Source organism: Roseateles sp. P1_C6 (assembly GCF_056406315.1).
Genome location: NZ_JBFUAK010000003.1, coordinates 93391 through 115890 on the forward strand (window position 1 = coordinate 93391; position 22500 = coordinate 115890).

A 22500-nucleotide genomic window follows, 5' to 3' on the forward strand; every position below is an offset into this window, starting at 1 on the left:
TTGAATTCCTCAGGCTTGATCGGGCGCGCCGCCGTTCATGTAAGCCGCGAAAGCGGCGGTGTCGTCTCGACGGAAAAACGCCGGCCTCGGCTGTTCTTGTGCAGGTGCCAGGGGCGGTGCCTTCGTCGCCGCAGGTGAGGGCGCGGACTGCTGCGGTGCCGGCGTGGGCGGAGGGGGAGCCGGCTCTGGCGCTGCTGCACGTACTGGCGCAGATCCCAGGTCCGGCTTGAAGGCCTGCCCAGGGGCGTCGGCGTACATCTCGGCCTTGCGTGCAACCGGAATCTCGCGAAGCTGTTTGGCCTTGCTGCCCTTCTCGGAGACCGGGATTGCGGTCCTCTTGACCTCGGCGTTCTCCTCGAGATCGGCCCGCATCGTTTCGCGCGCTGAGGCATGCTGCACAGCTCTGTGATTCGCTGCGTTGATGGCCTCCTGCCGTTTGAGTTCGGCCACTTCAGCGAAGCACTTTCCGGTATAGCCGCGTTGGTGGGCGCGCTTGGGACTGAGGGTGCATTCAATAGGTCGCTGCACCTTTTTGCCACCGATCTTGACGACGTAAACCTTGTCAACGAGGCGGGTATCGAAGGCCACTTCGATCGTCCCGTGGTTACCTCGCGCCTTCGAGTAGTCCTCGTTGGTGATGACGTCTTCGGCCAGATAGATGCAATCCCTGAACTCAAGACCGTGTGGGGTCAAAGAAGCGGGCTCACGCCGCATGACTGCCAGCATGACTTTGTTGATCGACTTGCTGACCAAGCCGCCGCCCTGGTTGTGGCGCGAGAAGTTCCAGACATTGAGCGGCGACGATGAGTACCCCTGGTCGATCATCTCGGGGGACATCTCAAAGCCGGCGCGCGGCTGCTTCATGCGGTCCAACTCGTGTCGCAGGAGCCGTCCGATGAATTGGTCCAGCGTCAGCTTTGCTTCGAGCTTCCACTCGGTGTTCTGCTGGTTCGCCCAGGTCTTAACGATGGCGGACGGTGTATATCCGTTCAGGGAGACCTGCAGCGTGCGGAAGTCGGACTCGACGCCGGGCTTCATGTCAGGACGCTGGCCTTGAAGGTTCTCGATGCCGATGCCCGTCTCTTCCACGAAGGACTGCGGGTGATGGTTGTCTGACTCGCCGCGATCGAGTTCGCAGTGGCCGGGCAAGCCGCGCACCGGCCAGTCCTCGGGCTGGATCTTGACGCCATACCTCGCGCAGAAGGCGACCTTGTCCTCAAGGCAGTTCACCATGGCCGCACCCACGCCCGTCCACGAGGCGTTCTCAAGCGACACAGACAGGCCTAGAAGGAGCCCTGACTTCTTGCACCGGATTCGGAAGACCACTGGAGGGCCGACGACACGTTGTCCAGCAAAGCGGCTGATGACCGCGACGTTCCAGATGGTCGCGTCGGCGCTGGCTTTCTCGCCGGCGCGCTCCACCGACGAGTACTCGTTGGACAGCAGCTCTCGCCCGGTTTGCGCGAACTCAATCTCTCCGACCTTCGCGATACGCCGCTGCTTGTGGCCGACCAGCGTCTGGTACCAAGCCTGGAAGCATCGAATCGAGGGGACGGCCGACTCAGGCAGCGCTTCTTTGCTGCCATCGTCGTGGATCCTGACGAATACCTCCCCCGACATCTTCGTGTGAAGCTTCGTTAGCGATTTGCCCTCGTCCTTCTGCTTGTAGTAGTCGAGGAACACGCGCAGCACTTGCCTGTCGACCGGGAACGCCGTGCCTCTGGCTGGTGCAACTCGCTTTCGTCGGTGTCCTGTCTTGTTGTGATCAGGTAGGGTGTCGGCCGGCTCGACCTCCTGTGACGCCGCGGCGACGGCCAGCGCGCGGGTGTGTGCGATGGCCGGGCTAAGCGGTTCTTCGTCAAGCTTGGTGATGTCGATCTTCGTCCGGCCACAGTTGGGCCAGTCCGGGATGAAGGAAGCCGCCGTGCCGTCGCCTCCCCACCATTGGCGAAGTGCCTTGTGAAACACCCGGTGCGTGATCCTCGGGTAGGTCTCTCTCAGCGCTTCCATGACGCTCCCTCGACCTGATTCAAACATCGCGTCCCACGCGTGTTTGCGGTTCATGAGGATCGACTTGAACGCGTCCAGCTTTTTCAGCGCATGCGCACGAGAGGCATCGCTGACGTTGGCCAGGCAATCGTCGTCAGTTTCTAGCTTGATCAGCTTGCCGTCGACGAGGTCGGCAGTGATCCGCGATGTGTAGTCACCCTGCGGGAAGGCGAGCTCGTGATTGCGCTCGAACCAGATAGTCAGCTCATTCGTGCAGTGAAGGATGCGCCAGCTGATGCTCTCGTCGGGCAACGCGAGGACGTCACGCTCTTGGTACAGCGGTTCGGCGGTCATTGCGCAGATCCCGATCGGCGGACCTCAATGCGTTGCTGAACTTCGAGCACGTCGTGCTGCAGGAGGCTCGGCTTGCTCAGGTCGCAGGGAAGCTCGTGGGTGAATATCAGGTGCTGGATCGGAGTCGTGAAGTCCTCGATGGCTGACGACGTGCGTTGCGCCAATCCGTGCGCGAGCTCGTTGAGCGTGGTCGGGCGCTCCGTCTTGTGCACAGCGTGCAGAACCATGGCGCAGCGCTGCGCCCAACTCAACTTCGCGCCGGACTCAGCGTCGTGATCCTCTGTGAAGCGGTGCGCCATCAGCGAACGGGCGTTGGCAACGAGGATGGTTGGCAGGCACCGCGGCGTCTCGGTGACGAGTCGCAGCTTCAGTCCCCGATCGAGCCAGTACCTTCGTTCGATTTCGACCTTGCGGTACTCAGTGTGGTTTCGAAGGTCGTCGACGAACTTCGCTTGAATGGGCACCTGAATGATCCCGCCCGGCGTCTTCAGGTCGATAAGGAAATCCGACGTCATCACGAACGGGTAGCGTGACCTGTCCGCTACCGGATGCGGGACGCCGATCTCGGTCGCGATGGCCTGCGTATCGTCGAGATTGAGCGGTACCTGGTCGTAGATGGCGACGACGTTCGGGTTGCATTCGAGGACCGCGAGCAAGTCCTGCTCGAGCTTCGACAGCGCCAGGACGCCGCGGCCATGGCGGCTTTCCTTGTGCCGCAAGGTATTGCCCAGCGATGGGAAGTCGCCGTACTGCAGCCAGCCTTTATAGGCCGCTCCAGTGCCCATGCCGCGTCCCTCCTTGATCCAGCGTTCGTGCCGCTTGCGGCTGAACATGGTGCTGTACTTGCTGGTCGTGCGGCTCATCGCTGACCTCCAGCCCGTTCAAGGCGAGGGACGCCGGTGGTGGTGAAGCAAGCGAGCGCTGGCTGCAGTGGGCGTGCGCGGGCTGCGGCGTGGGCTGCCGGCAGGTGTGCCGCGGGGGTGGTGATTGAACTCATGGATCCTTCCGTTCTTTGAAGCGGTGAGAGATCCAGGCTCTTGGTACTGATCGTGCGTTTTTGGCGGCGCGAGATCGTTGGTACGAGCCGCTCCACCCAAGCAGCCTTTCGCGGTGATGGGCGGTGCCGTAGACTTCACGCAACCTGGTGTGACGCACTTGGTGACGAGAAGAGGGGTCTGGCGCCGGTAGGACGGCGCCCGACCCCTTCGCTTTTCAGACGGCGAGAACCTGGAGAGGGTGGTTGAGGTTCTGGAACCGTGACGCTCACGGTTCGCTGCGGCCGGGGCACCTCCTTGCTCTGAGTGCGGGCTGCTGGGCGTCAGACGCGCTCAGCGCACTGTCCTTGACGAGACCGTGTTGGCAGTGGTCGACCCACTGCCACAAGTGCTTCCTTTTCGTCTCGCTCCATGGGCTGCTGCGGTCTGCGGCTGGTGTGCTGGGTCGGTCCACGCCCCTGCACGCGGGCATGCCGAGGTGTGCGTCGGAAGGCAACAGTTGAAAGGCAGGGCAGCGCATGCCCGCGATGTTGGATAGTGGTACCACTTTTCTATTAAATTCCTAGAACTTAATTCCGGCGATGCGGCGAAGCCCGCCTTGGCGCGCCGAAGGCAAAATATTTAAGTTCATAGGACGAAAGTCACGGAGCGCGCATGACCAAGCGAGGGCGACCGACGATCGGAGACGCCAAGATGACGGCCAAAGAGCGGAGGCAGCGCTGGGACGCCCAGATGCGCAATGCCGACGGTGCCATGGCTGATCAGCCCAGCCGCACGCCGGTCGTCGTTTATCTCAGCGAACCGGCGCGGGTCGTTCTGAAGAGCGCGCGCGTGTTGACGAAGGAAGCTGCGCTGGCCGCCAGGACGGACTCGGAGGTCATTGAAGAGGCGCTGCGCTTATACGAGAACAACGTCGGCGATGTGGTGAACGGCACGCGGCAGGCGGACGTCCTGGATCGGATCAATTTCCTCAAGTCCGAGGTGGCGTACTACTCGAAGTTGCTTCTGCATCCCGCTACCGGATACGACAAGCCGTCGCTGACCTTGCGCAAACGCTGGTACGCGGACACCGTACGTGAACTCGAAGCCGAAGCTGCAAGGCCGGACGCGAAGGTGGTGGCAGACCTGGCGCGCGATGCGATCGAGCGTGCCTCGGGCTACTTCCTGCAGGAGTTGGCTATCGACATGGATGCATTGCGCCGCGCTAAGGTTCCGATGGAGGAACGGGAGCGCCAACTGGCGACGCGCGTGTGCTCTTTCCTAGACCTAGTGCTCGGAGTGAGCCGATTGGGACGATCGTGAAGCTCGAACCAAACCGAGATTCCCGCTGACGTTGAGCGGCGCCAAGCGCGCCGCGGAGGAGTGCAGCTCGCTGCAGGAACTGCCACGAAGAGCTCCACCACCTGTGCCACTGAAGCCGACCAGCCGTGCATCGATGTTGCGGGTTTCGCGGTCGAGCACCTCGTCGATGACTCAGGCAGCAACCCTCATCGGTCATGTTCGACCGTGTAACCCGCTTTGCGCCGACTAGATGGCTGGGCGCGTGGGCACCCCGGGAACCGGGCGGGGAAGCTGTATCCGGCTTTTAGTGCGCGTCGGGCAGCGCGGAAGGCAGTTCCCCGATCCAACTCTTGGTTCGCTATCCAAGTTCATCGCGCGCTATCCGACTTTCGCTGTCATCGCCAGCAGATGTCCAGCACAACAACAGCGAAAATGGATATACCTCAAGCTTCACTTCTCAATATCTTGGCAAGCCCTTATTTATGAACGATATTTTTCTTGCGGGCTGGGTATTTTCACAGTCATGGCTAAGTGCTTGATTTCATTGCAAAAACTTGTGCGCAATCTTGACCACGGGGGTTGCAGGGCTTAAAGTGGGGAGAAGTGTCCTTTCGTGGTGAAAAGTGTCGGAAATCGTCTTTCAGGGAGCCTCCAACTTGGCCTTAGATGCCAAGGGCCGCCTGAGCGTGCCTACTCGCCACCGTGAGGTGTTGCAGCTGCTGTGTGGCGGCCGGTTGACGGTCACCAAGCACCCCGATGGCTGCCTGATGCTGTTCCCGCGGCCGACGTGGGAGCAGTTCCGCGACAAGGTCGCCGCGCTGCCGATGGCCGCGGCCGGATGGAAGCGGGTCTTCCTGGGCAACGCGCTGGATGTGGACATCGACTCCGCCGCGCGCGTGCTGATCTCGCCCGAGCTGCGCAAGAGCGCCGGGCTGAAGAGCGATGTGATGCTGCTGGGCATGGGCAGCCACTTCGAGCTCTGGGACGCCGAAACCCATGCCGCCCACGAGGCCGAAGTCATGGCCGGGCCGCTACCGGACGCGCTCAAGGACTTCAGCTTCTGATGGGCGCCGAGATGGATGACAACGCCGAGTTCCGCCACACCACCGTGCTGCTGGACGAGGCGGTGGATGGTGTGCTCGCGCGCCCGGACGGCGTCTACGTGGACGGCACCTTCGGCCGCGGTGGCCATTCGCGCGCGTTGCTGGCGCGGCTGGGACCGCAAGGCCGGCTGATCGGCATCGACCGCGATCCCGAGGCCGTTGCCGCGGCGGCGGCCATCACCGACCCGCGCTTCACCATGCTGCACAGCGCCTTCGCCGACATGACGGACCAGCTCGCCGCCATCGGCGTGCACCAGGTCGATGGGGTGCTGCTGGACCTGGGTGTGTCCAGCCCGCAGATCGACAACCCGGCGCGTGGCTTCAGCTTTCGTTTCGACGGCCCGCTGGACATGCGCATGGACACGACCCGCGGCGAAAGCGCGGCCGATTTCCTTGCGCGCGGCGAGGAGCGCGAGATTGCACGGGTGATTCGAGACTATGGCGAAGAACGGTTTGCTGGCCAGATTGCAAAGGCGGTTGTTGCTCGCCGAGAAGCCGGTGCGCCCCTCACGCGCACCGACGAGCTGCGCGAACTCCTGGCTCGCACGGTCAAGACCCGCGAGCCCGGCCAGGACCCGGCCACGCGTACCTTTCAAGCCCTTCGGATTCATGTCAATGGTGAGCTTGAAGAGCTTGAGCAGGGGCTGAGCGCGGCGCTGCATCTGCTGACCCCCGGCGGGCGGCTCTCGGTCATCAGCTTCCATTCGCTGGAGGACCGGCGCGTGAAGCAGTTCATCGCCGCCCACAGCAAGGCCGAGGTCGACCGCCGCGCGCCGTTCGCGCCGCCGCCCGAGCTGGCGCTGGTGTCGCTGGGCCGCATGAAGCCCAGCGAGACCGAGGTGCGGGCCAACCCGCGCTCGCGCTCGGCGGTGCTTCGCGTGGCCGAGCGCACCGATGCGCCGCTGCCGCCGCCCAGGGGCTGAGATGGCGAAGCTCAACCTGCTGCTCATCCTGGCCGTGCTGGCCAGCGGCATCGTCCTCGTGCACAGCGCCTACGAGTCGCGCCGCCTGTTCGCGGCCCGTGACAAGGCCAAGGCCGAGGGCCAGCGCCTGGCGGCCGACGCCGAGCGGCTCAAGGCCGAGCGGCATGCTCAGGCCACGAACCTGCGCGTGGAGCAGGTCGCGCGCGAGCGGCTGGGCATGCGGCTGATCTCGCCGGCCGTCGTGGCGTCGGGAGTGGCGCCGTGACCAAACCGAAAGCCGGCGCGCGCGCCCTCGGCTCGGGCCGCGGCGTCAGCTATTCCACCAGCCCGCTGCTGGCGTCCAAGACGCCGCCGTGGCGCTCGCGCTTCCTCGTCGCGCTCGTCGGCCTGGCCTTCGCCGGGCTGCTGGCGCGCGCGGTCTACGTGCAGGTGCTCAACACCGACTTCTTCCAGAAGCAGGGCGAGGCACGTTACGCGCACACGCTGGAGCTGCCGGCCAGCCGCGGCCGCATCAACGACCGCACGGGCCAGACGCTGGCGGCCAGCGTGGCCGTGCCGTCGATCTGGGCCATCCCCAAGGAAGTGGACGCCGACCCGGCCAAGCGCCGGGATCTGGCCAAGGCGCTGGGCCTGTCGAACAAGGAGCTGGAGGCCAAGCTCAACCCGGAGGCGCGTTTCGTCTGGCTCAAGCGCCTGTCCGACGACGACACGGCGGCCAAGGTCAAGGCGCTGGGCCTGAAGGGCATCTTCCAGGACCGCGAGTACCGCCGCAAATATCCCGAGGGCGAGGCGGCGGCGCATGTGGTGGGCTTCACCAACGTGGAGGACCGCGGCCAGGAAGGCATCGAGCTGGCCTTCCAGAAGGAGCTGCAGGGCCGTGACGGCTCGCGCTCCGTGCTGCGCGACCGCCTGGGCCGCGTCGTCGAGGACATCGGCGACATCGTGCCGGCGGCCAACGGCCACGACATCGACCTGTCGGTGGACTCCAAGGTGCAGTTCTTCGCCTACCAGCGCATCCGCGACGCGGTGGCGGAGAACAAGGCCAAGGCCGGCTCGGTCGTGGTGCTGGATGTGCAGAGCGGCGAGGTGCTGGCGCTGGCCAACTTTCCCAGCTACGACCCGGGCAACCGCCAGAACCTGTCCGGCGAGCAACTGCGCAACCGCGCGCTCACCGACGTCTTCGAGCCCGGCTCGACGATGAAGCCCTTCATCGCCGGCCTGTCCATGGAGAGCGGCCGCAGCACGCCCGACACGCTGGTGGACACCGGTAACGGCAAGTACGCCTTCCAGGGCGCGGTCATCAGCGACACCAAGCCGCACGGCCTGATCCCCGTGCGCGAGGTGATCAAGTTCTCCAGCAACATCGGCGCCACCAAGCTCGCGATGCAGATGCCGGCGCGCGAGATGCACGAGATGTTCACGGCCATCGGCCTGGGCCAGCGGCCGCAGATCAGCTTCCCCGGTGCGATCAGCGGCAAGCTGCGGCCCTACAAGACCTGGCGGCCCATCGAGCAGGCGACGATGAGCTACGGCTACGGCCTGTCGGCGTCGCTGTTCCAGCTGGCGCGCGCCTACACGGTGTTCGCGCGCGACGGCGAGATCATCCCCGTCAGCATGCTGCGCCAGCAGCACGACCACCCGGTCGCGGGCATCCGCGTGTTCTCGCCCGAGGTCACGCGAGAGTTGCGGCTGATGCTGCAGGCCGCCGCCGGCCCCGGCGGCACGGCGCCCGATGCGCAGGTGCCCGGCTACAGCATCGGCGGCAAGAGCGGCACCGCGCACAAGCAGGAAGGCAAGGGCTACGCCAGCCACAAGTACCGCTCCTGGTTCGTCGGCATCGCACCCATCAGCAAGCCGCGCATCGTCGTCGCCGTCATGGTCGATGACCCGACCGCCGGCGTGTACTACGGCGGCAAGGTCGCCGGCCCGGTGTTCAGCCAGGTCACGGCGCAGACGCTGCGCCTGCTGGGCGTGCCGCCGGACCTCGATGTGAAGAGCCAGATCGTCGCGAATCAAAAAGCCACGGCCGTGGAAGAAAGCTTCTGATGCTGACCCGCCTCAAATCCCCCGACGCCGCCGCCCGCTGGCTTGCCGAGTGGTGCACCGGCACGCTGCGCACCGACAGCCGCCAGGTCCAGCCCGGCGACGCCTTCATCGCCTGGCCCGGCTATGCGCGCGATGGCCGCGAGTACGTCGCCGCCGCGCTGGCGGCCGGTGCGTCCACCTGCCTGGTCGAAGAGGCCGATGTCGAGCGCTTCGGCTTCACCGACGCGCGCGTCGCATCGCTGCCGGGCCTGAAGGCGCGCACCGGCGAGATCGCCGCAGCGTTCTTCGGCAAGCCCACCGACGCGCTGGACGTCATCGCCGTCACCGGCACCAACGGCAAGACCTCGTCCGCCTGGTGGATCGCACAGGCCTCGGCGGCCCTGGGCAAGCGCTGCGGCGTCGTCGGCACGCTGGGCATCGGCGAGCCGCCCAAGCTGGACTACAACGGCCTGACCACGCCCGACCCGGTGCTGCTGCAGGCGGCCTTCGCCCGCATGCGCGACCAGGACTTCTCGGCCTGCGCCATCGAGGCGTCCAGCATCGGCATCGTCGAGGGCCGCCTGGCCGGCAGCGCCATCCGCGTCGCCGTGTTCACCAACTTCACGCAGGACCATCTCGACTACCACGGCAGCATGGACGCCTACTGGCTGGCCAAGCGCGCGCTGTTCGACTTCCCCGGCCTGCGTGCGGCGGTCGTCAACCTCGACGACGCCAAGGGTGCGGCGCTCGCCGCCGAGCTGGCGGCGCTGGACGTCTGGACCACCGGCGTCGAGCGCAGCGACGTGCGGCTCGCGGCCCGCGGCCTGCACTACACCGGCGATGGCCTGGCCTTCACGCTGCACGAAGGTGCTGAGGCGGTTGACGTGCAGACCGGCCTCATCGGCGACTACAACGCCGCCAACCTGCTGGGCGTCGCCGGCGCATTGCGCGCCCAAGGCCACGCGCTGGCCGACGTAGCGCGCGTGCTGGCCCGCGTGACCCCGGTGCCGGGGCGCATGCAGCGCGTCGGCAATGGCCGCGAGCTGCCGCAGGTGGTCGTCGACTACGCGCACACGCCCGACGCGCTGGACAAGGCGCTGTCCGCGCTGCAGACGCTGGCGGCCGCGCGCGGTGGCGAGCTGGTCTGCGTGTTCGGTTGCGGCGGCGACCGCGACCGCGGCAAGCGGCCGCTGATGGGCAGCATTGCCGCTCGGCTGGCGACCCGCGTCGTGCTGACCAGCGACAACCCGCGCACCGAGGCGCCGGCGCAGATCCTGGCCGACATCGCCGCCGGTGCGCCCAGCGCCAGCATCATCGAGACGCGCGAGGAAGCCATCCGCCTGGCCATCGCGCAGGCCGGTTCGCGCGACCTCGTGCTGATCGCCGGCAAGGGCCACGAGGACTACCAGGAAGTGCACGGCGTGCGCCGGCCGTTCTCCGACGTCGGCGAGGCGCGCGCGGCGCTGCTGGAAAGGGCGGGTCTGTGAGCTTCATGAGCTTGGCGCAAGCCCAGGCCCTGCTGCCCGGCTCGACGCTGGTCGGCGACGGTGCGACCGGCTTTGCCCGCGTGCACAGCGACACGCGCACCCTGCGTGCCGGCGACCTGTTCGTCGCGCTGCGCGGCGAGCGCTTCGATGCCAACGACTTCCTGGCACAGGCCAAGGTCTCGGGCGCCGTCGCGGCGCTGGCCGAGCGCGGCCTGCTTGAGGCGGGTCTGCCGGGCCTGCTGGTGCCCGATGCCAAGGCTGCGCTGGGTCAGCTCGCCGCTGCCTGGCGCCGCCAGCAGCAGCTGCCCGTCATCGCCGTCACCGGCAGCAATGGCAAGACCACCACGACGCAGATGATCGCCAGCATCCTGCGCGCCTGGTTGGGCGATGCGGCCCTCGCGACGGAAGGCAACTACAACAACGACATTGGCGTGCCGCTGACGCTGCTGCGCCTGCGCCATGACGACGACGTCAGCCACCGCGCGGCCGTCGTCGAGCTGGGCATGAACCACCCCGGCGAGATCGCGCCGCTGGCCGCGATGACGCAGCCGACGGTCGCGCTGGTCAACAACGCCCAGCGCGAGCACCAGGAGTTCATGGCCACCGTCGAGGCCGTCGCGCGCGAGAACGGCGCCGTGATCGAGGCCCTGGGTGCCAGCGGCTGCGCCGTCTTCCCCGCCGAGGATGCTTGCGCGCCGATCTGGCTGGAGCTGGCCGGCTCGCGTCCGCATCTGAGCTTCGCCTTGCAGGGCGAGGCCGACGTGACCGGCGCAGCCGTCTGGATGGGCAGCCATTGGGCGCTGGAGTTGCACACGCCCGCCGGCACCGCGCCGGTGGCGCTGCACATGGCCGGCGAGCACAACGTGCGCAACGCGCTGGCCGCCGCGGCCTGCGCGCTGGCGGCGGGTGCGCCGCTGAGTTCAATCGCGCAGGGCCTGGAAGCCTTTCGCGCGGTCAAGGGCCGCTCGGAGCTGAAGACCGACGCCCAGGGCCGCACGCTCATCGACGACAGCTACAACGCCAACCCCGACAGCGTGCGCGCAGCCATCGACGTGCTGGCCGGCATGCCCGGCGACGGCTGGCTGATCCTGGGCGACATGGGCGAGGTCGGCAACGACGGCCCGGCCTTCCACCGCGAGGTGGGCGCCTATGCGGCCGAGCGCGGCATCGCCCACCTGTGGACGGCCGGCAGCGCCGCGCGCGACACGGCCACGGCCTACGGCCCGACGGCCCGCGCCTTCGACACCACGGCCGCACTGATCGCGGCGCTGAACGAACAACCCCGCGTGGCCCAGACCCTGGTCAAGGGCTCGCGCTTCATGAAGATGGAACAAGTGGTCGCCGCACTGCAGAAGAACGACAACCCCGGAGACCCGCATGCTGCTTAGCCTCGCCCAGTGGTTGCAGGGCCTCTACCCGGACCTGGGCTTTCTGCGCGTCTTCCAGTACATCACCTTCCGCGCGGTGATGGCCGCGATGACGGCGCTTTTGATCGGCTTGGCATTTGGCCCTTGGGTCATACGCCGCCTGACCGAGATGAAGATCGGCCAACCGGTGCGCGCCTATGGCGTGCAGGCGCATCTGGCCAAGAGCGGCACGCCCACCATGGGCGGCGTGCTCGTCCTTATCGGCATCGGCGTGTCGACGCTGCTGTGGTTCGACTGGAGCAACCGCTTTGTCTGGGTCGTCATGCTGGTGACCATGGGCTTCGGCGCCGTGGGCTGGGTGGACGACTGGCGCAAAGTCGTCGACAAGAACCCGGAAGGCATGCGCAGCCGCGAGAAGTTCTTCTGGCAGTCGCTGATCGGCCTGGTCGCGGCGCTGTACCTCGCCTTCAGCGTGTCGGAGACGTCGTTCCTGGGCGTCGTGCAGCTGTTCTTCCGCTGGGTGTCCAGCGGCTTCTCGACCGAGCTGCCGCCCAAGGCCGACCTGCTGATCCCGTTCTTCAAGACCGTCAGCATGCCGCTGGGCGTCTGGGGTTTCGTCGCGCTGGCCTACTTCGTCATCGTCGGCACCAGCAACGCGGTCAACTTCACCGACGGCCTGGACGGCCTGGCCATCATGCCCGTCGTCATGGTGGGCTCGGCGCTGGGCGTGTTTGCCTACGTGACCGGCTCGTCGGTGTTCTCGCGCTACCTGCTGCTGCCCTACATCCCGGGCGCCGGCGAGCTGTTGATCTTCTGCGCCGCGATGGCCGGCGCGGGCCTGGCGTTCCTGTGGTTCAACGCCCACCCGGCGCAGGTCTTCATGGGCGACGTGGGCGCGCTGTCGCTGGGCGGTGGCCTGGGGACGCTGGCCGTCATCACACGCCAGGAGATCTTGCTGGGCATCATGGGCGGCATCTTCGTGGCCGAAGTGCTCTCCGTGATGCTGCAGGTCAGCTGGTTCAAGTTCACGAAGAAGAAGTTCGGCACGGGCCGGCGCATCTTCAAGATGGCGCCGCTGCACCACCACTTCGAGAAGAGCGGCTGGAACGAGACCCAGGTGGTCATCCGCTTCTGGATCATCACCATGCTGCTGTGCCTCGTGGGCCTGGCCAGCCTGAAGCTGCGGTAAACGCATGAAGCTGGACCTGCCGCAACTCAACGAACAGCGCGTGCTCGTGCTGGGACTCGGGGACTCCGGTCTCGCGATGGCCCGCTGGTGCGCGAGCTTCGGTGCGCAGGTCACCGTGTGGGATTCGCGCGCGCAGCCGCCGCAGTTGGCGGCGCTGGGCGACATGGCCACGTTCATCACGGGTGAGCTGACGGCAGATGGTGTGGCCGACTTCAACGCGGTGCTGAAGAGCCCCGGCCTGTCGCCGCTGGACGCGCGGCTCGCGGCCGTCTACGCCCGCGGCCCGGCCGTGCGCGGCGAGCTGGACCTGTTCGCCGACGCGCTCGCGGCGGCGAAGGCCCAGCACGGCTATGCACCCGCCGTGCTGGCCATCACCGGCACCAACGGCAAGACGACGACGACCTGCATGACCGGCCTGCTGGTCGAACGGGCCGGCAAACGCGTGGCCATCGCCGGCAACATCGGCCCGACGCTGCTGGACACGCTGACCGAGGCGCTCGCCAGGGAGCCCGATCCCGCGCCGGTGGAGAAGCCGGCCGAGGTCGTTGCGGCCGAAATCGAAGACGCGCCGGCCGAAGAGACCCGCGAAGAAGCCGAGGCGCTGCCCGAGGTGGTGGCCGAGGTAGTGCTCGACGAGGAAACGCCGCTGCCCATCGACCCGCCGCCGCCGCGCGGCCCGGTGTTCGAGACGCTGCCCGAGGTCTGGGTGCTGGAGCTGTCCAGCTTCCAGCTGGAAGGCGTCACCGGCTTCGAGCCCACGGCTGGCGCCGTGCTGAACCTGACGCAGGACCACCTCGACTGGCACGGCGACATGGCCGCCTATGGTCGTGCCAAGGCGCGCATCTTTGGCCGCGACAGCGTCATCGTCGCGAACCGCGACGACGCCGAGGTCGAAGGCCTGGTGCCCGCGCCGGTGTTCGTCAAGGGCAGCCGCGGCAAGCCAGGCCGCACGGTGTCGCGCCAGGTGGTGCGCTTCGGCCTGAACCCGCCCAAGGCGCCGGGAGACTTCGGCCTGGTCGACGAGGGCGGCCTGACCTGGCTGGTGCGCGCCCTTGAGCTGGACCCGACGATCAAGCGCAAGAAGGGCGATGACGCTGAACCGCTGATCATCCAGCGCCTGATGCCTGCCGACGCGCTGCGCGTGCGCGGCCGCCACAACGCCGCCAACGCGCTGGCGGCGCTGGCGCTCGCGACCGCCGCCGGCTGCGAGCTGGCGCCCATGCTGCACGGCCTGCGCGAGTACCGCGGCGAGCCGCACCGCGTGGAACCCATCGGCAGCATCGACGGCGTCGAGTTCTTCGACGACAGCAAGGGCACCAACGTCGGCGCGACGGTCGCCGCGATCTCGGGCCTGGGCGCGGACCGCGCGCCGGCCAAGCTGGTGCTCATCCTGGGCGGCGACGGCAAGGGCCAGGATTTCGCGCCGCTGGCCGAGGGTGTCGCCCGCCACGCCCGCGCCGTCGCGCTGATCGGCCGCGATGCGGCGCAGATAGCAGCCGCGCTCGCCAACACCAGCGTGCCGCAGCAACACCACGCGACGCTGGAAGCCGCGACCGCCTGGTGCCTGCAGCAGGCCCAGTCCGGCGACAGCGTGCTGCTGTCCCCGGCCTGCGCCAGCCTGGACATGTTCCGCAACTACGCCCACCGCGCCGAGGTCTTCGTGGCCGCGGTGCAGGCGCTGGCCGATGAGCGCAGGGTGACGCTGTGAACGCCGTGCTGACCGGGTTCGCCGCCAAGCTGCAATCGCTGTGGAAGCGCGACGGCGACGAGTCCGGCGGTCCGGTGCCGGTGCGCGACTGGGTGTCCACGTCGGCCGGCCGGCCCACGCAGCTGCAGGGTTTCGACATCACGCTCGTCTGGGTCGTGCTGGCGCTGATGGCCTTCGGCCTGCTGATGGTCTATTCGGCGTCCATCGCGATGCCGGACAACCCGCGCTTCGCCAAGTATTTGCCCACGCATTTCCTGACGCGCCACATGGTCGCCATCGGCTTTGCGCTGGTTGCCGGCCTGGTCACCGTGCAGATCCCCGTCGCCGTCTGGGAGCGCTGGGCGCCCTGGGTCTTCGTCGTCGCGCTGGTGCTGCTGGTGGGCGTGCTGATCCCGGGCATCGGCAAGGTCGTCTACGGCGCGCGCCGCTGGATCCCGCTCGGCGTCATGAACTTCCAGCCGAGCGAGCTGGCGAAGTTCGGCATCGCGCTGTACGCGGCCAACTACATGATGCGCAAGATGGACGCCCGGGAGAACTTCTTCCAGGCCGTCACGCCAATGGCGATCTCGCTGGCCTTCGTGGGCCTGCTGCTGCTGGCCGAGCCGGACATGGGCGCCTTCATGGTCATCGCAGCCATCGCGATGGGCATCCTGTTCCTGGGCGGCGTCAACGGCCGCATGTTCTTCCTGATCGTCGCGGTACTGATGGGTGCCTTCGTGCTGATGATCAGCCTCAGCGACTTCCGCCGCGAGCGCATCTTCGCCTACCTCAACCCCTGGGACGAGAAGTACGCGCAGGGCAAGGCCTACCAACTGACGCACAGCTTGATCGCCTTCGGTCGCGGCGAGTGGTTCGGCCAGGGCCTGGGCGGCAGCGTCGAGAAGCTGCACTACCTGCCCGAGGCGCACACCGACTTCCTGCTCGCCGTCATCGGCGAGGAGCTGGGCTTTGCGGGAGTGGCCGTGGTGATCCTCGCGTTCTTCTGGCTGACCCGCCGCTGCTTCCTGATCGGCCGCCAGGCCATCGCGCTGGACCGCGTGTTCGCGGGCCTGTACGCGCAAGGCATCGGCATCTGGATGGGCGGCCAGGCCTTCATCAACATGGGCGTGAACCTGGGTGCGCTGCCGACCAAGGGGCTGACGCTGCCGCTGCTGAGCTTCGGCGGCTCGGCCATCCTCATGAACTGTGTGGCGTTGGCGGTCGTGCTCCGCATCGATCTGGAAAACCGGCAAATGATGAGAGGAGGCCGTTCATGACGAACAGGCACCTCGTCGTGATGGCCGCCGGCACCGGCGGCCACGTCATTCCCGGCCTGGCCGTTGCCGAGGAGATGCAGCGCCGCGGCTGGACCGTGTCGTGGATAGGCACGCCGGCCGGCATGGAAAACCGCCTGGTGCCGGCGCGCGGCATTGAGCTGGACGCGCTGCCCTTCACCGGCATGCGCGGCAAGGGCCTGAAGCACGCGCTGCGCGGCATCGTCGGCTTCTTCAAGTCGCTGGGCCAGGCCAAGCGCGTCTATGAACAACGGCACGCCACCGCGGTGCTGGGCATGGGCGGCTATGTCTGCCTGCCCGGCGGGCTGATGGCCGCCTTCACCGGCCGGCCGCTGATGCTGGTCAATGCCGACGCGGCGATGCTGAAGAGCAACCTCGCGTTGAAACCTTTTGCGCGCCGGATTGCGTTCGGCTTCGACGGTGCGGCGGCGGCTTCGACGTCCGGTGCCGTCGTCAGCGGCAACCCGGTGCGCGCCGAGATCGAAGAACTGCCGCTGCCGGCCGAGCGCATGGCCAACCGCATCGGGCCGCTGCGCCTGCTGGTGCTGGGCGGCTCGCTGGGCGCGCGGGCGCTGAACCAGGCGCTGCCGCAGGCGCTGGCGCTGTGGCCTGAGGAGCAGCGCCCGCAGGTGCTGCACCAGTCGGGCCAGGACCACCTCGGCGCCGTCTGGCAGGCCTATACCGACGCCGGCCTGACGGCGGAGGTGCGCCCCTTCATCGACGACATGGCCACGGCGCTGGCCTGGGCCGACGTGGTCGTGTGCCGCGCCGGCGCCATCACGGTCAGCGAGCTGTGCGCGGCCGGCTGCGCGGCGGTGCTGGTGCCGCTGGTCGTCAGCACCACCTCGCACCAACGCGACAACGCCGTCTTCATGGCCCAGCACGGCGCAGCCATCCACCTGCCGCAGACGGAGCTGACGCCGGAACGCCTGCATGAGTTGCTCAGCGGCTTTGACCGTGCGGCTTTGCTTGCGATGGGCGAGAAAGCCCACGGGCTGGCCCGCCCGCGCGCCGCGGCGCGCGTGGCCGACGAAATCGAAGGAATGGTCAAGTGAAGCACGCGGTACAGCGTTTGCATTTCGTCGGCATCGGCGGCGCCGGCATGAGCGGCATCGCCGAGATCCTGCACAACCTGGGCTTCACGGTCAGTGGCTCGGACGCCGTTGAGAGCGCGACGACCGAGCGGCTGCGCGCCCTGGGTCTGCGCGTCGAGATCGGCCATGCGGCGCCCAACATCGGCGAAGCCCAGGCGCTGGTCACGAGCACGGCAGTGGCCGCCGACAACCCCGAGGTGCAGGCCGCGCGCGGCCGCCAGATCCCCATCGTGCCGCGCGCCGTCATGCTGGCCGAGCTGATGCGGCTGCGCCGCGGCATCGCCATCGCCGGCACGCATGGCAAGACGACGACGACCTCGCTGGTCACGGCCATCCTCGTCGAGGCCGGGCTGGACCCGACCTTCGTCATCGGTGGCAAGCTCAATGCCGCCGGTGCCAACTCGCGCCTGGGCCAGGGCGAGTTCATCGTCGTCGAGGCGGACGAGAGTGACGCCTCCTTCCTGAAGCTCAGCCCCGTGCTGGCCGTCGTCACCAACATCGACGAAGACCACATGGACACCTATGGCCACTCGGTCGAGCGTCTGCACGAGGCCTTCATCGAGTTCCTGCACCGCATGCCCTTCTACGGCGCGGCGGTGGTCTGCGCGGACGACCCCGGCGTGCAGGCCGTGCTCGGTCGCATCGAGCGACCGGTCGTCAGTTACGGCCTGTCGGCCGGCGTCAGCGTGCGCGCGGTCGACGTGCAGGCGCTGGCCGGCGCGCAGATGCGCTTCACCTGCCAGCGCGAGGGCGCGCAGGACATGGACGTGCTGCTCAACCTGGCCGGTGAGCACAATGTGCGCAACGCGTTGGCCGCCATCGCGATCGCGACCGAGCTGGACTGCGCCGAAGCCGACATTCTGAAGGCGCTGGCCAACTTTTCCGGCGTAGGCCGCCGCTTCGAGAAGCATGGTGAATGGCCGGCGGCGGATGGCGGCCGGTTCGAGCTGGTCGACGACTACGGCCACCACCCGGTCGAGATGGCCGCGGTTCTGGCGGCCGCGCGCGGCGCCTACCCGGGCCGCCGCCTGGTGTTGGCTTTCCAGCCGCACCGCTACACGCGCACGCGGGACTGCTTTGCCGACTTCGTGCGTGTGATGGGTGGTGCCGATGTCGTGCTGCTGACCGAGGTGTATTCGGCCGGCGAGGCGCGCATCGAAGGTGCCACCGGCGGCGCGCTGGCGCAGGCCGTCGCCACGCCCAACTTCGTCGCCACGGTGGCCGACATGCCGGCCGCGCTGGCTGCATTGACGCGAGACGGCGATGTCGTCATCGGCATGGGCGCGGGCTCGATGAGTTCTCTGCCGCGGCTGGTGGCCGCGCATTTCAAAGGAGCTTCGGCATGAACACGCCGATCGACCTGAACATTGACGCCAAGTCGCTTGGCAAGGTCGCTGTGCTGTTCGGCGGCACCAGTGCCGAGCGGCCGGTGTCGCTGATGAGCGGCAACGGCGTGCTCGCCGCGCTGCAGTCCATCGGCGTCGACGCCCATGCCTTCGACCCCGCCGAGCGGCCGCTGCAGGCGCTCAAGGACGAGGGCTTCGCGCGCGCCTTCATCGCGCTGCATGGCCGCGGCGGCGAGGACGGCACGATCCAGGGCGCGCTCGAATGGCTGGGCCTGCCCTACACCGGCTCCGGCGTGACGGCCTCCGGCGTCGCGATGGACAAGACCATGACCAAGCGGCTGTGGTCTGTCGATGCGCTGCCGACACCGCAATACCTGGCACTCACGCGCGCCGAGCTGACGCGCGAGCGCATCCGCACGATTCCCGACGAGCTGGGCCTGCCGGTCGTCGTCAAGCCGCCGCACGAGGGCAGCAGCATCGGCATCACCAAGGCGGCCGGCTACTCGGAGATGCAGGGCGCGGTCGAACTGGCGCTGGGCTTCGACGACGAACTGCTGTTCGAGCAGTGCATCGAAGGCCCCGAGCTGACCTGCGCCGTGCTCGGTGAAGGCGCGGGTGCCGTCGCGCTGCCGGTCATCGAGATCCGCGCCGAGGCCGGCAACTACGACTTCGCGAACAAGTACGAGACGGACACGACGCAGTACCTGTTCGGCTCGCTGCCCGCCGCGCTGGAGGCGGAGATCCAGCAACTGGTGCTGCACGCCTACCGGCTGCTGGGCTGCCGCGGCTGGGGCCGCGCCGATCTGATGCTGCGCCAGTCCGACATGAAGCCCTTCCTGCTAGAGATGAACACCTGCCCGGGCATGACCTCGCACTCGCTGGTGCCCAAGGCCGCGCGGGCCGTGGGCGTCGATTACCCGCATCTGTGCCTGTGGCTGCTTTCCCAAGCGAGGCTGGATAGCCAGTGAATTCCGCTGCCGCCACCGCCGCGCTGCCGCCCGACATCCGCCTGATGAATGCGGTATCGGCGCTGCTCGTCGCGGCGTTGCTGGTGACGGCGGCCTGGGGGCTGATCCGCTGGGTGGTGCGCCTGCCGGTGTTCAACTTCCGCGCCATCCAGGTCGAGGGGGATGTCAGCCGCAACAGCGTTGCGTCGCTGCGCGCCAATGCGCTGCCGCACCTGCACGGCTCCTTCCTCAGCATGAATCTGAAGGATGGCCGCGCCGCTTTCGAGGCCGTGCCCTGGGTGCGGCACGCGCAGCTGCAGCGCATCTGGCCGATGCGGCTCAAGGTCAATCTGGAGGAGCACCGCGCCACCGCGTATTGGGAGGCTCGCACCGACGGCGCCGACTCGGCCACCGAGGCCACGGCCGAGCGGGCACTGGTCAACAGCTTCGGCGAAGTCTTCCAGGCCAACCTCGGTGACGTCGAGGACGAGACCTTGCCCGTGCTCGCCGGCCCCGCGGCGGCCGCGGGTCCGATGCTGCAGATGTGGCGGTCGCTGTCGCCCGCCGCCGAGAAGCTGGGCGAAAGCATCGACCGCCTGGATCTGTCCGGCCGCGGCTCGTGGCGTGCCACCTTGGGCAGCGGCGCCGTCGTCGAACTGGGCCGCGGCAGCGAGGCCGAGGTCGTCGAGCGCTTCGGCCGGTTCACCCATTCCATCACGCAGGTCACGACGACCTACCGCAGCCCGCTGCTGTCGGCCGACCTGCGCCACGCCGACGGCTACGCGGTCAAGCTGCGCGGCGTGACGACACAAACTCCGGGTAAACCCGTAAATAGAAAACGTTGAGGACGGACATGGCCAAGGAATACAAGGATTTGGTCGTCGGGCTGGATATTGGAACCGCCAAGATCATGGCCGTCGTGGCCGAGGTTTTGCCGGGGGGAGATTTGCGCATTGCCGGCCTGGGTGTGGCGCCGTCGCATGGCCTGAAGCGTGGTGTCGTCGTCAATATCGACGCGACCGTGCAGTCCATTCAGCAGGCCTTGAAAGAGGCCGAAATGATGGCCGACTGCAAAATCTCCCGGGTTTATACGGGGATCACCGGCAGCCATATCCGCGGCCAGAACTCCACTGGCATGGTCATCGTGCGCGACAAGGAGGTCACGCCGGTCGATGTGACCCGCGTCGTTGAAACCGCCAAGGCCATCAATATCCCCAACGACCAGCGCCTGTTGCTGGTCGAGCCGCAGGAATTTGTCATCGACGGCCATGAGGTCAAAGAGCCCATCGGCATGAGCGGCGGCCGGCTGGAAGTCAAGGTCCATATCGTGACCGGCGCGCAAAGTGCGGCAGAAAACATCGTCAAATGCGTGCGCCGCTGCGGCCTGGAGGTCGACCAGCTGGTTTTGAATCCCAGCGCCTCCAGCCATGCCGCGCTGACCGCGGACGAGCGCGACCTGGGGGTGGCGCTGGTGGATATCGGCGCCGGCACGACCGACGTGGCGATATTCACGGGCGGTTCCATCCGCCATACCGCCGTCATTCCGATCGCCGGCGACCTGATCACCAGCGATATCGCGATGGCGCTGCGCACGCCCACCAAGGACGCCGAGGAAATCAAGGTCGAATATGGCGTCGCCAAGCAGCTGCTGGCCGACCCGTCCGACCAGGTGGAAGTGCCAGGCCTGGGCGACCGCAGCCCCAGGATGCTGTCCAAGCAGGCGCTGGCCGGCGTCATCGAGCCGCGCGTCGAGGAAATCTTTTCGCTGGTGCACCAGGTCATTCGCGAGAGCGGGTATGAGGAATTGCTGTCCTCCGGCATCGTGCTGACTGGCGGCTCGGCCGTCATGCCGGGCATGGTGGAACTCGCCGAGGATATTTTCCTGAAACCTGTCCGGCGCGGCCTGCCCACCTATTCGGGGGCTCTTTACGACATGGTTGCCAATCCGCGCTCGGCCACCGTGATGGGCTTGCTGGAGGAGGCCCGGCTGTCGCGCAGCCGGGGTTTCAAGGCCGCACAGCAGGCCGGCTCGGTGCAAACCCTGCTGGGCCGGGTCAAAGATTGGTTCATGGGGAATTTTTGACCCCCTAAACCACGATTTTTTTGTTTCAGCAACTAGTCATTCATTCAGTGCCAAGGCACAATTGCAGCAGTTAGGAGGTTGATATGCCCATCGAGATGATCGAAGAGTTTGACCAAGGCACCCAAATCAAGGTGATCGGGGTCGGTGGTGGCGGCGGCAACGCCGTGGACCACATGATCGCCCAGGGCGTTCAAGGCGTGGAATTCATCTGCGCCAATACCGACGCGCAGGCGCTGAACCGCTCCAAGGCGGATCAATTGCTGCAACTCGGCACCTCCGGTCTCGGCGCCGGTGCCAAACCCGAAATGGGTCGCTCGGCTGCTGAAGAAGCGGAAAGCCGCATTCGCGAATCCATTGCCGGCGCCAATATGTTGTTCATCACCGCCGGCATGGGCGGCGGTACCGGCACGGGTGCCGCGCCGGTGATTGCTCGGGTGGCCAAGGAAATGGGCATCCTGACCGTTGGCGTCGTCACCAAACCCTTCGAATTCGAAGGCGGCCGCCGGGCCAAGGCGGCCGACGCCGGCCTGGCCGAGCTGGAAGCCAATGTCGACTCGCTGATCGTCGTGTTGAACGACAAGCTGCTCGACGTGCTGGGTGACGACGTCACGCAGGACCAGGCCTTCGCGCACGCCAATGACGTGCTGAAGAACGCCGTTGGCGGCATTTCGGACATCATCCACATCCCCGGCCTGGTCAACGTCGACTTCGAAGACGTCAAGACGGTGATGAGCGAGCCTGGCAAGGCCATGATGGGCACGGCGCAGGCCGGCGGCCCGGACCGCGCCACCAAGGCGGCCGAAGCCGCCGTGGCCTGCCCGCTGCTGGAAGGCATCGACCTGTCCGGCGCGCGGGGTGTGCTGGTGCTGATCGCCGCGAGCCGCGCCAACTTCAAGCTGAGCGAGTCGCGCAACGCGATGAACGCGATCAAGCGCTACGCGTCGGAAGAAGCGCACATCATCTACGGCACCGCCTACGACGAGAGCCTGGGTGATTCGCTGCGCGTGACCGTCATCGCCACCGGCCTGACTGCCGGCCGCGCCCGCCAGCAGGCGCCGCTGCAAGTCGTGCAGACCCAGCAGGTGGTGCGCAACGGCACCGACGGCATGGCCATGCCGGTGCTGACGCAAGCCGTCGCGATGTCGGCGCCCGCCACCGCTGCACAGGCCAATGTGGGCCTGGGCCTGGGCGACTTTGCCAACGCCAACGTGCCCAGCGTCTGGCGCCATGGCCGTTCGGGCAGTGCGGCCGCCAAGGTCGAGGCGCTGTCGTCCAACGGCATGGACGAGATCGAGATCCCGGCCTTCCTGCGCAAGCAAGCCGACTGAAGCCGCG

At 67.4% G+C, this 22500-nt stretch carries 18 protein-coding genes; 16 read left to right on the forward strand and 2 right to left on the reverse strand.

Annotation, left to right across the window (positions count from 1 at the left end):
* Nucleotides 1–9: 9 nt before the first annotated feature.
* Both AC1D29_RS06370 and AC1D29_RS06375 read right to left on the reverse strand, forming a co-directional pair.
* On the reverse strand, nucleotides 10–2343 hold the full coding sequence (locus tag AC1D29_RS06370) for a hypothetical protein (RefSeq protein WP_477895324.1): 2334 nt from the start codon (nucleotides 2341–2343) through the stop codon (nucleotides 10–12).
* Nucleotides 2340–3206: a TnsA endonuclease N-terminal domain-containing protein gene (locus tag AC1D29_RS06375; RefSeq protein WP_477895326.1), complete on the reverse strand. Its 867-nt coding sequence runs from the start codon at nucleotides 3204–3206 to the stop codon at nucleotides 2340–2342. The genes AC1D29_RS06370 and AC1D29_RS06375 overlap by 4 nt, the downstream gene beginning before the upstream one ends.
* Nucleotides 3207–3992: 786 nt before the next feature.
* Between AC1D29_RS06375 and AC1D29_RS06380 the strand changes: the two genes are divergently transcribed.
* From AC1D29_RS06380 to ftsZ, 16 genes are all read left to right on the forward strand, one after another.
* Nucleotides 3993–4640 carry a hypothetical protein gene (locus tag AC1D29_RS06380; RefSeq protein ID WP_477895328.1) on the forward strand — a complete coding sequence of 216 codons (648 nt, stop codon included), beginning with the start codon at nucleotides 3993–3995 and terminating at the stop codon, nucleotides 4638–4640.
* A gap of 611 nt (nucleotides 4641–5251) precedes the next feature.
* Nucleotides 5252–5683: a division/cell wall cluster transcriptional repressor MraZ gene (mraZ, locus tag AC1D29_RS06385; RefSeq protein WP_477896185.1), complete on the forward strand. Its 432-nt coding sequence runs from the start codon at nucleotides 5252–5254 to the stop codon at nucleotides 5681–5683.
* Between the two features lie 11 nt (nucleotides 5684–5694).
* On the forward strand, nucleotides 5695–6645 hold the full coding sequence (rsmH, locus tag AC1D29_RS06390; RefSeq protein WP_477895329.1) for a 16S rRNA (cytosine(1402)-N(4))-methyltransferase RsmH: 951 nt from the start codon (nucleotides 5695–5697) through the stop codon (nucleotides 6643–6645).
* A 1-nt stretch (nucleotide 6646) separates the two neighbouring features.
* A complete protein-coding gene (gene ftsL / locus AC1D29_RS06395; RefSeq protein WP_477895331.1) occupies nucleotides 6647–6910 on the forward strand; it encodes a cell division protein FtsL in 264 nt (87 codons plus the stop codon).
* Nucleotides 6907–8691, forward strand: a complete 1785-nt coding sequence (locus tag AC1D29_RS06400; RefSeq protein WP_477895333.1) for a peptidoglycan D,D-transpeptidase FtsI family protein — start codon at nucleotides 6907–6909, stop codon at nucleotides 8689–8691. Before ftsL ends, AC1D29_RS06400 begins: the two co-directional genes overlap by 4 nt.
* Nucleotides 8691–10157 carry a UDP-N-acetylmuramoyl-L-alanyl-D-glutamate--2,6-diaminopimelate ligase gene (locus tag AC1D29_RS06405; protein WP_477895335.1) on the forward strand — a complete coding sequence of 489 codons (1467 nt, stop codon included), beginning with the start codon at nucleotides 8691–8693 and terminating at the stop codon, nucleotides 10155–10157. Before AC1D29_RS06400 ends, AC1D29_RS06405 begins: the two co-directional genes overlap by 1 nt.
* 5 nt (nucleotides 10158–10162) lie before the next feature.
* The gene (locus tag AC1D29_RS06410; RefSeq protein ID WP_477895337.1) at nucleotides 10163–11545 is read left to right on the forward strand and encodes a UDP-N-acetylmuramoyl-tripeptide--D-alanyl-D-alanine ligase; all 1383 of its coding nucleotides are present in this window, start codon (nucleotides 10163–10165) and stop codon (nucleotides 11543–11545) included.
* Nucleotides 11535–12713, forward strand: a complete 1179-nt coding sequence (gene mraY / locus AC1D29_RS06415) for a phospho-N-acetylmuramoyl-pentapeptide-transferase (protein ID WP_477895339.1) — start codon at nucleotides 11535–11537, stop codon at nucleotides 12711–12713. The genes AC1D29_RS06410 and mraY overlap by 11 nt, the downstream gene beginning before the upstream one ends.
* A 4-nt stretch (nucleotides 12714–12717) precedes the next feature.
* On the forward strand, nucleotides 12718–14421 hold the full coding sequence (murD, locus tag AC1D29_RS06420; protein ID WP_477895341.1) for a UDP-N-acetylmuramoyl-L-alanine--D-glutamate ligase: 1704 nt from the start codon (nucleotides 12718–12720) through the stop codon (nucleotides 14419–14421).
* On the forward strand, nucleotides 14418–15677 hold the full coding sequence (ftsW, locus tag AC1D29_RS06425; RefSeq protein WP_477895343.1) for a putative lipid II flippase FtsW: 1260 nt from the start codon (nucleotides 14418–14420) through the stop codon (nucleotides 15675–15677). The genes murD and ftsW overlap by 4 nt, the downstream gene beginning before the upstream one ends.
* On the forward strand, nucleotides 15674–16750 hold the full coding sequence (gene murG / locus AC1D29_RS06430) for an undecaprenyldiphospho-muramoylpentapeptide beta-N-acetylglucosaminyltransferase (protein ID WP_477895345.1): 1077 nt from the start codon (nucleotides 15674–15676) through the stop codon (nucleotides 16748–16750). The genes ftsW and murG overlap by 4 nt, the downstream gene beginning before the upstream one ends.
* A complete protein-coding gene (murC, locus tag AC1D29_RS06435; protein WP_477895347.1) occupies nucleotides 16747–18135 on the forward strand; it encodes a UDP-N-acetylmuramate--L-alanine ligase in 1389 nt (462 codons plus the stop codon). Before murG ends, murC begins: the two co-directional genes overlap by 4 nt.
* The gene (locus AC1D29_RS06440) at nucleotides 18132–19103 is read left to right on the forward strand and encodes a D-alanine--D-alanine ligase (protein ID WP_477895349.1); all 972 of its coding nucleotides are present in this window, start codon (nucleotides 18132–18134) and stop codon (nucleotides 19101–19103) included. The genes murC and AC1D29_RS06440 overlap by 4 nt, the downstream gene beginning before the upstream one ends.
* The gene (locus AC1D29_RS06445) at nucleotides 19100–19927 is read left to right on the forward strand and encodes a cell division protein FtsQ/DivIB (protein WP_477895351.1); all 828 of its coding nucleotides are present in this window, start codon (nucleotides 19100–19102) and stop codon (nucleotides 19925–19927) included. The genes AC1D29_RS06440 and AC1D29_RS06445 overlap by 4 nt, the downstream gene beginning before the upstream one ends.
* An 8-nt stretch (nucleotides 19928–19935) precedes the next feature.
* Nucleotides 19936–21165 (forward strand): cell division protein FtsA, encoded by a 1230-nt coding sequence (gene ftsA, locus AC1D29_RS06450; RefSeq protein WP_057296799.1) that lies wholly within the window; start codon nucleotides 19936–19938, stop codon nucleotides 21163–21165.
* 83 nt (nucleotides 21166–21248) lie between these two features.
* Entirely contained in the window at nucleotides 21249–22493 is a 1245-nt protein-coding gene (gene ftsZ, locus AC1D29_RS06455; RefSeq protein WP_477895353.1) for a cell division protein FtsZ, read from the forward strand.
* The last annotated feature ends 7 nt before the right edge of the window (nucleotides 22494–22500 follow it).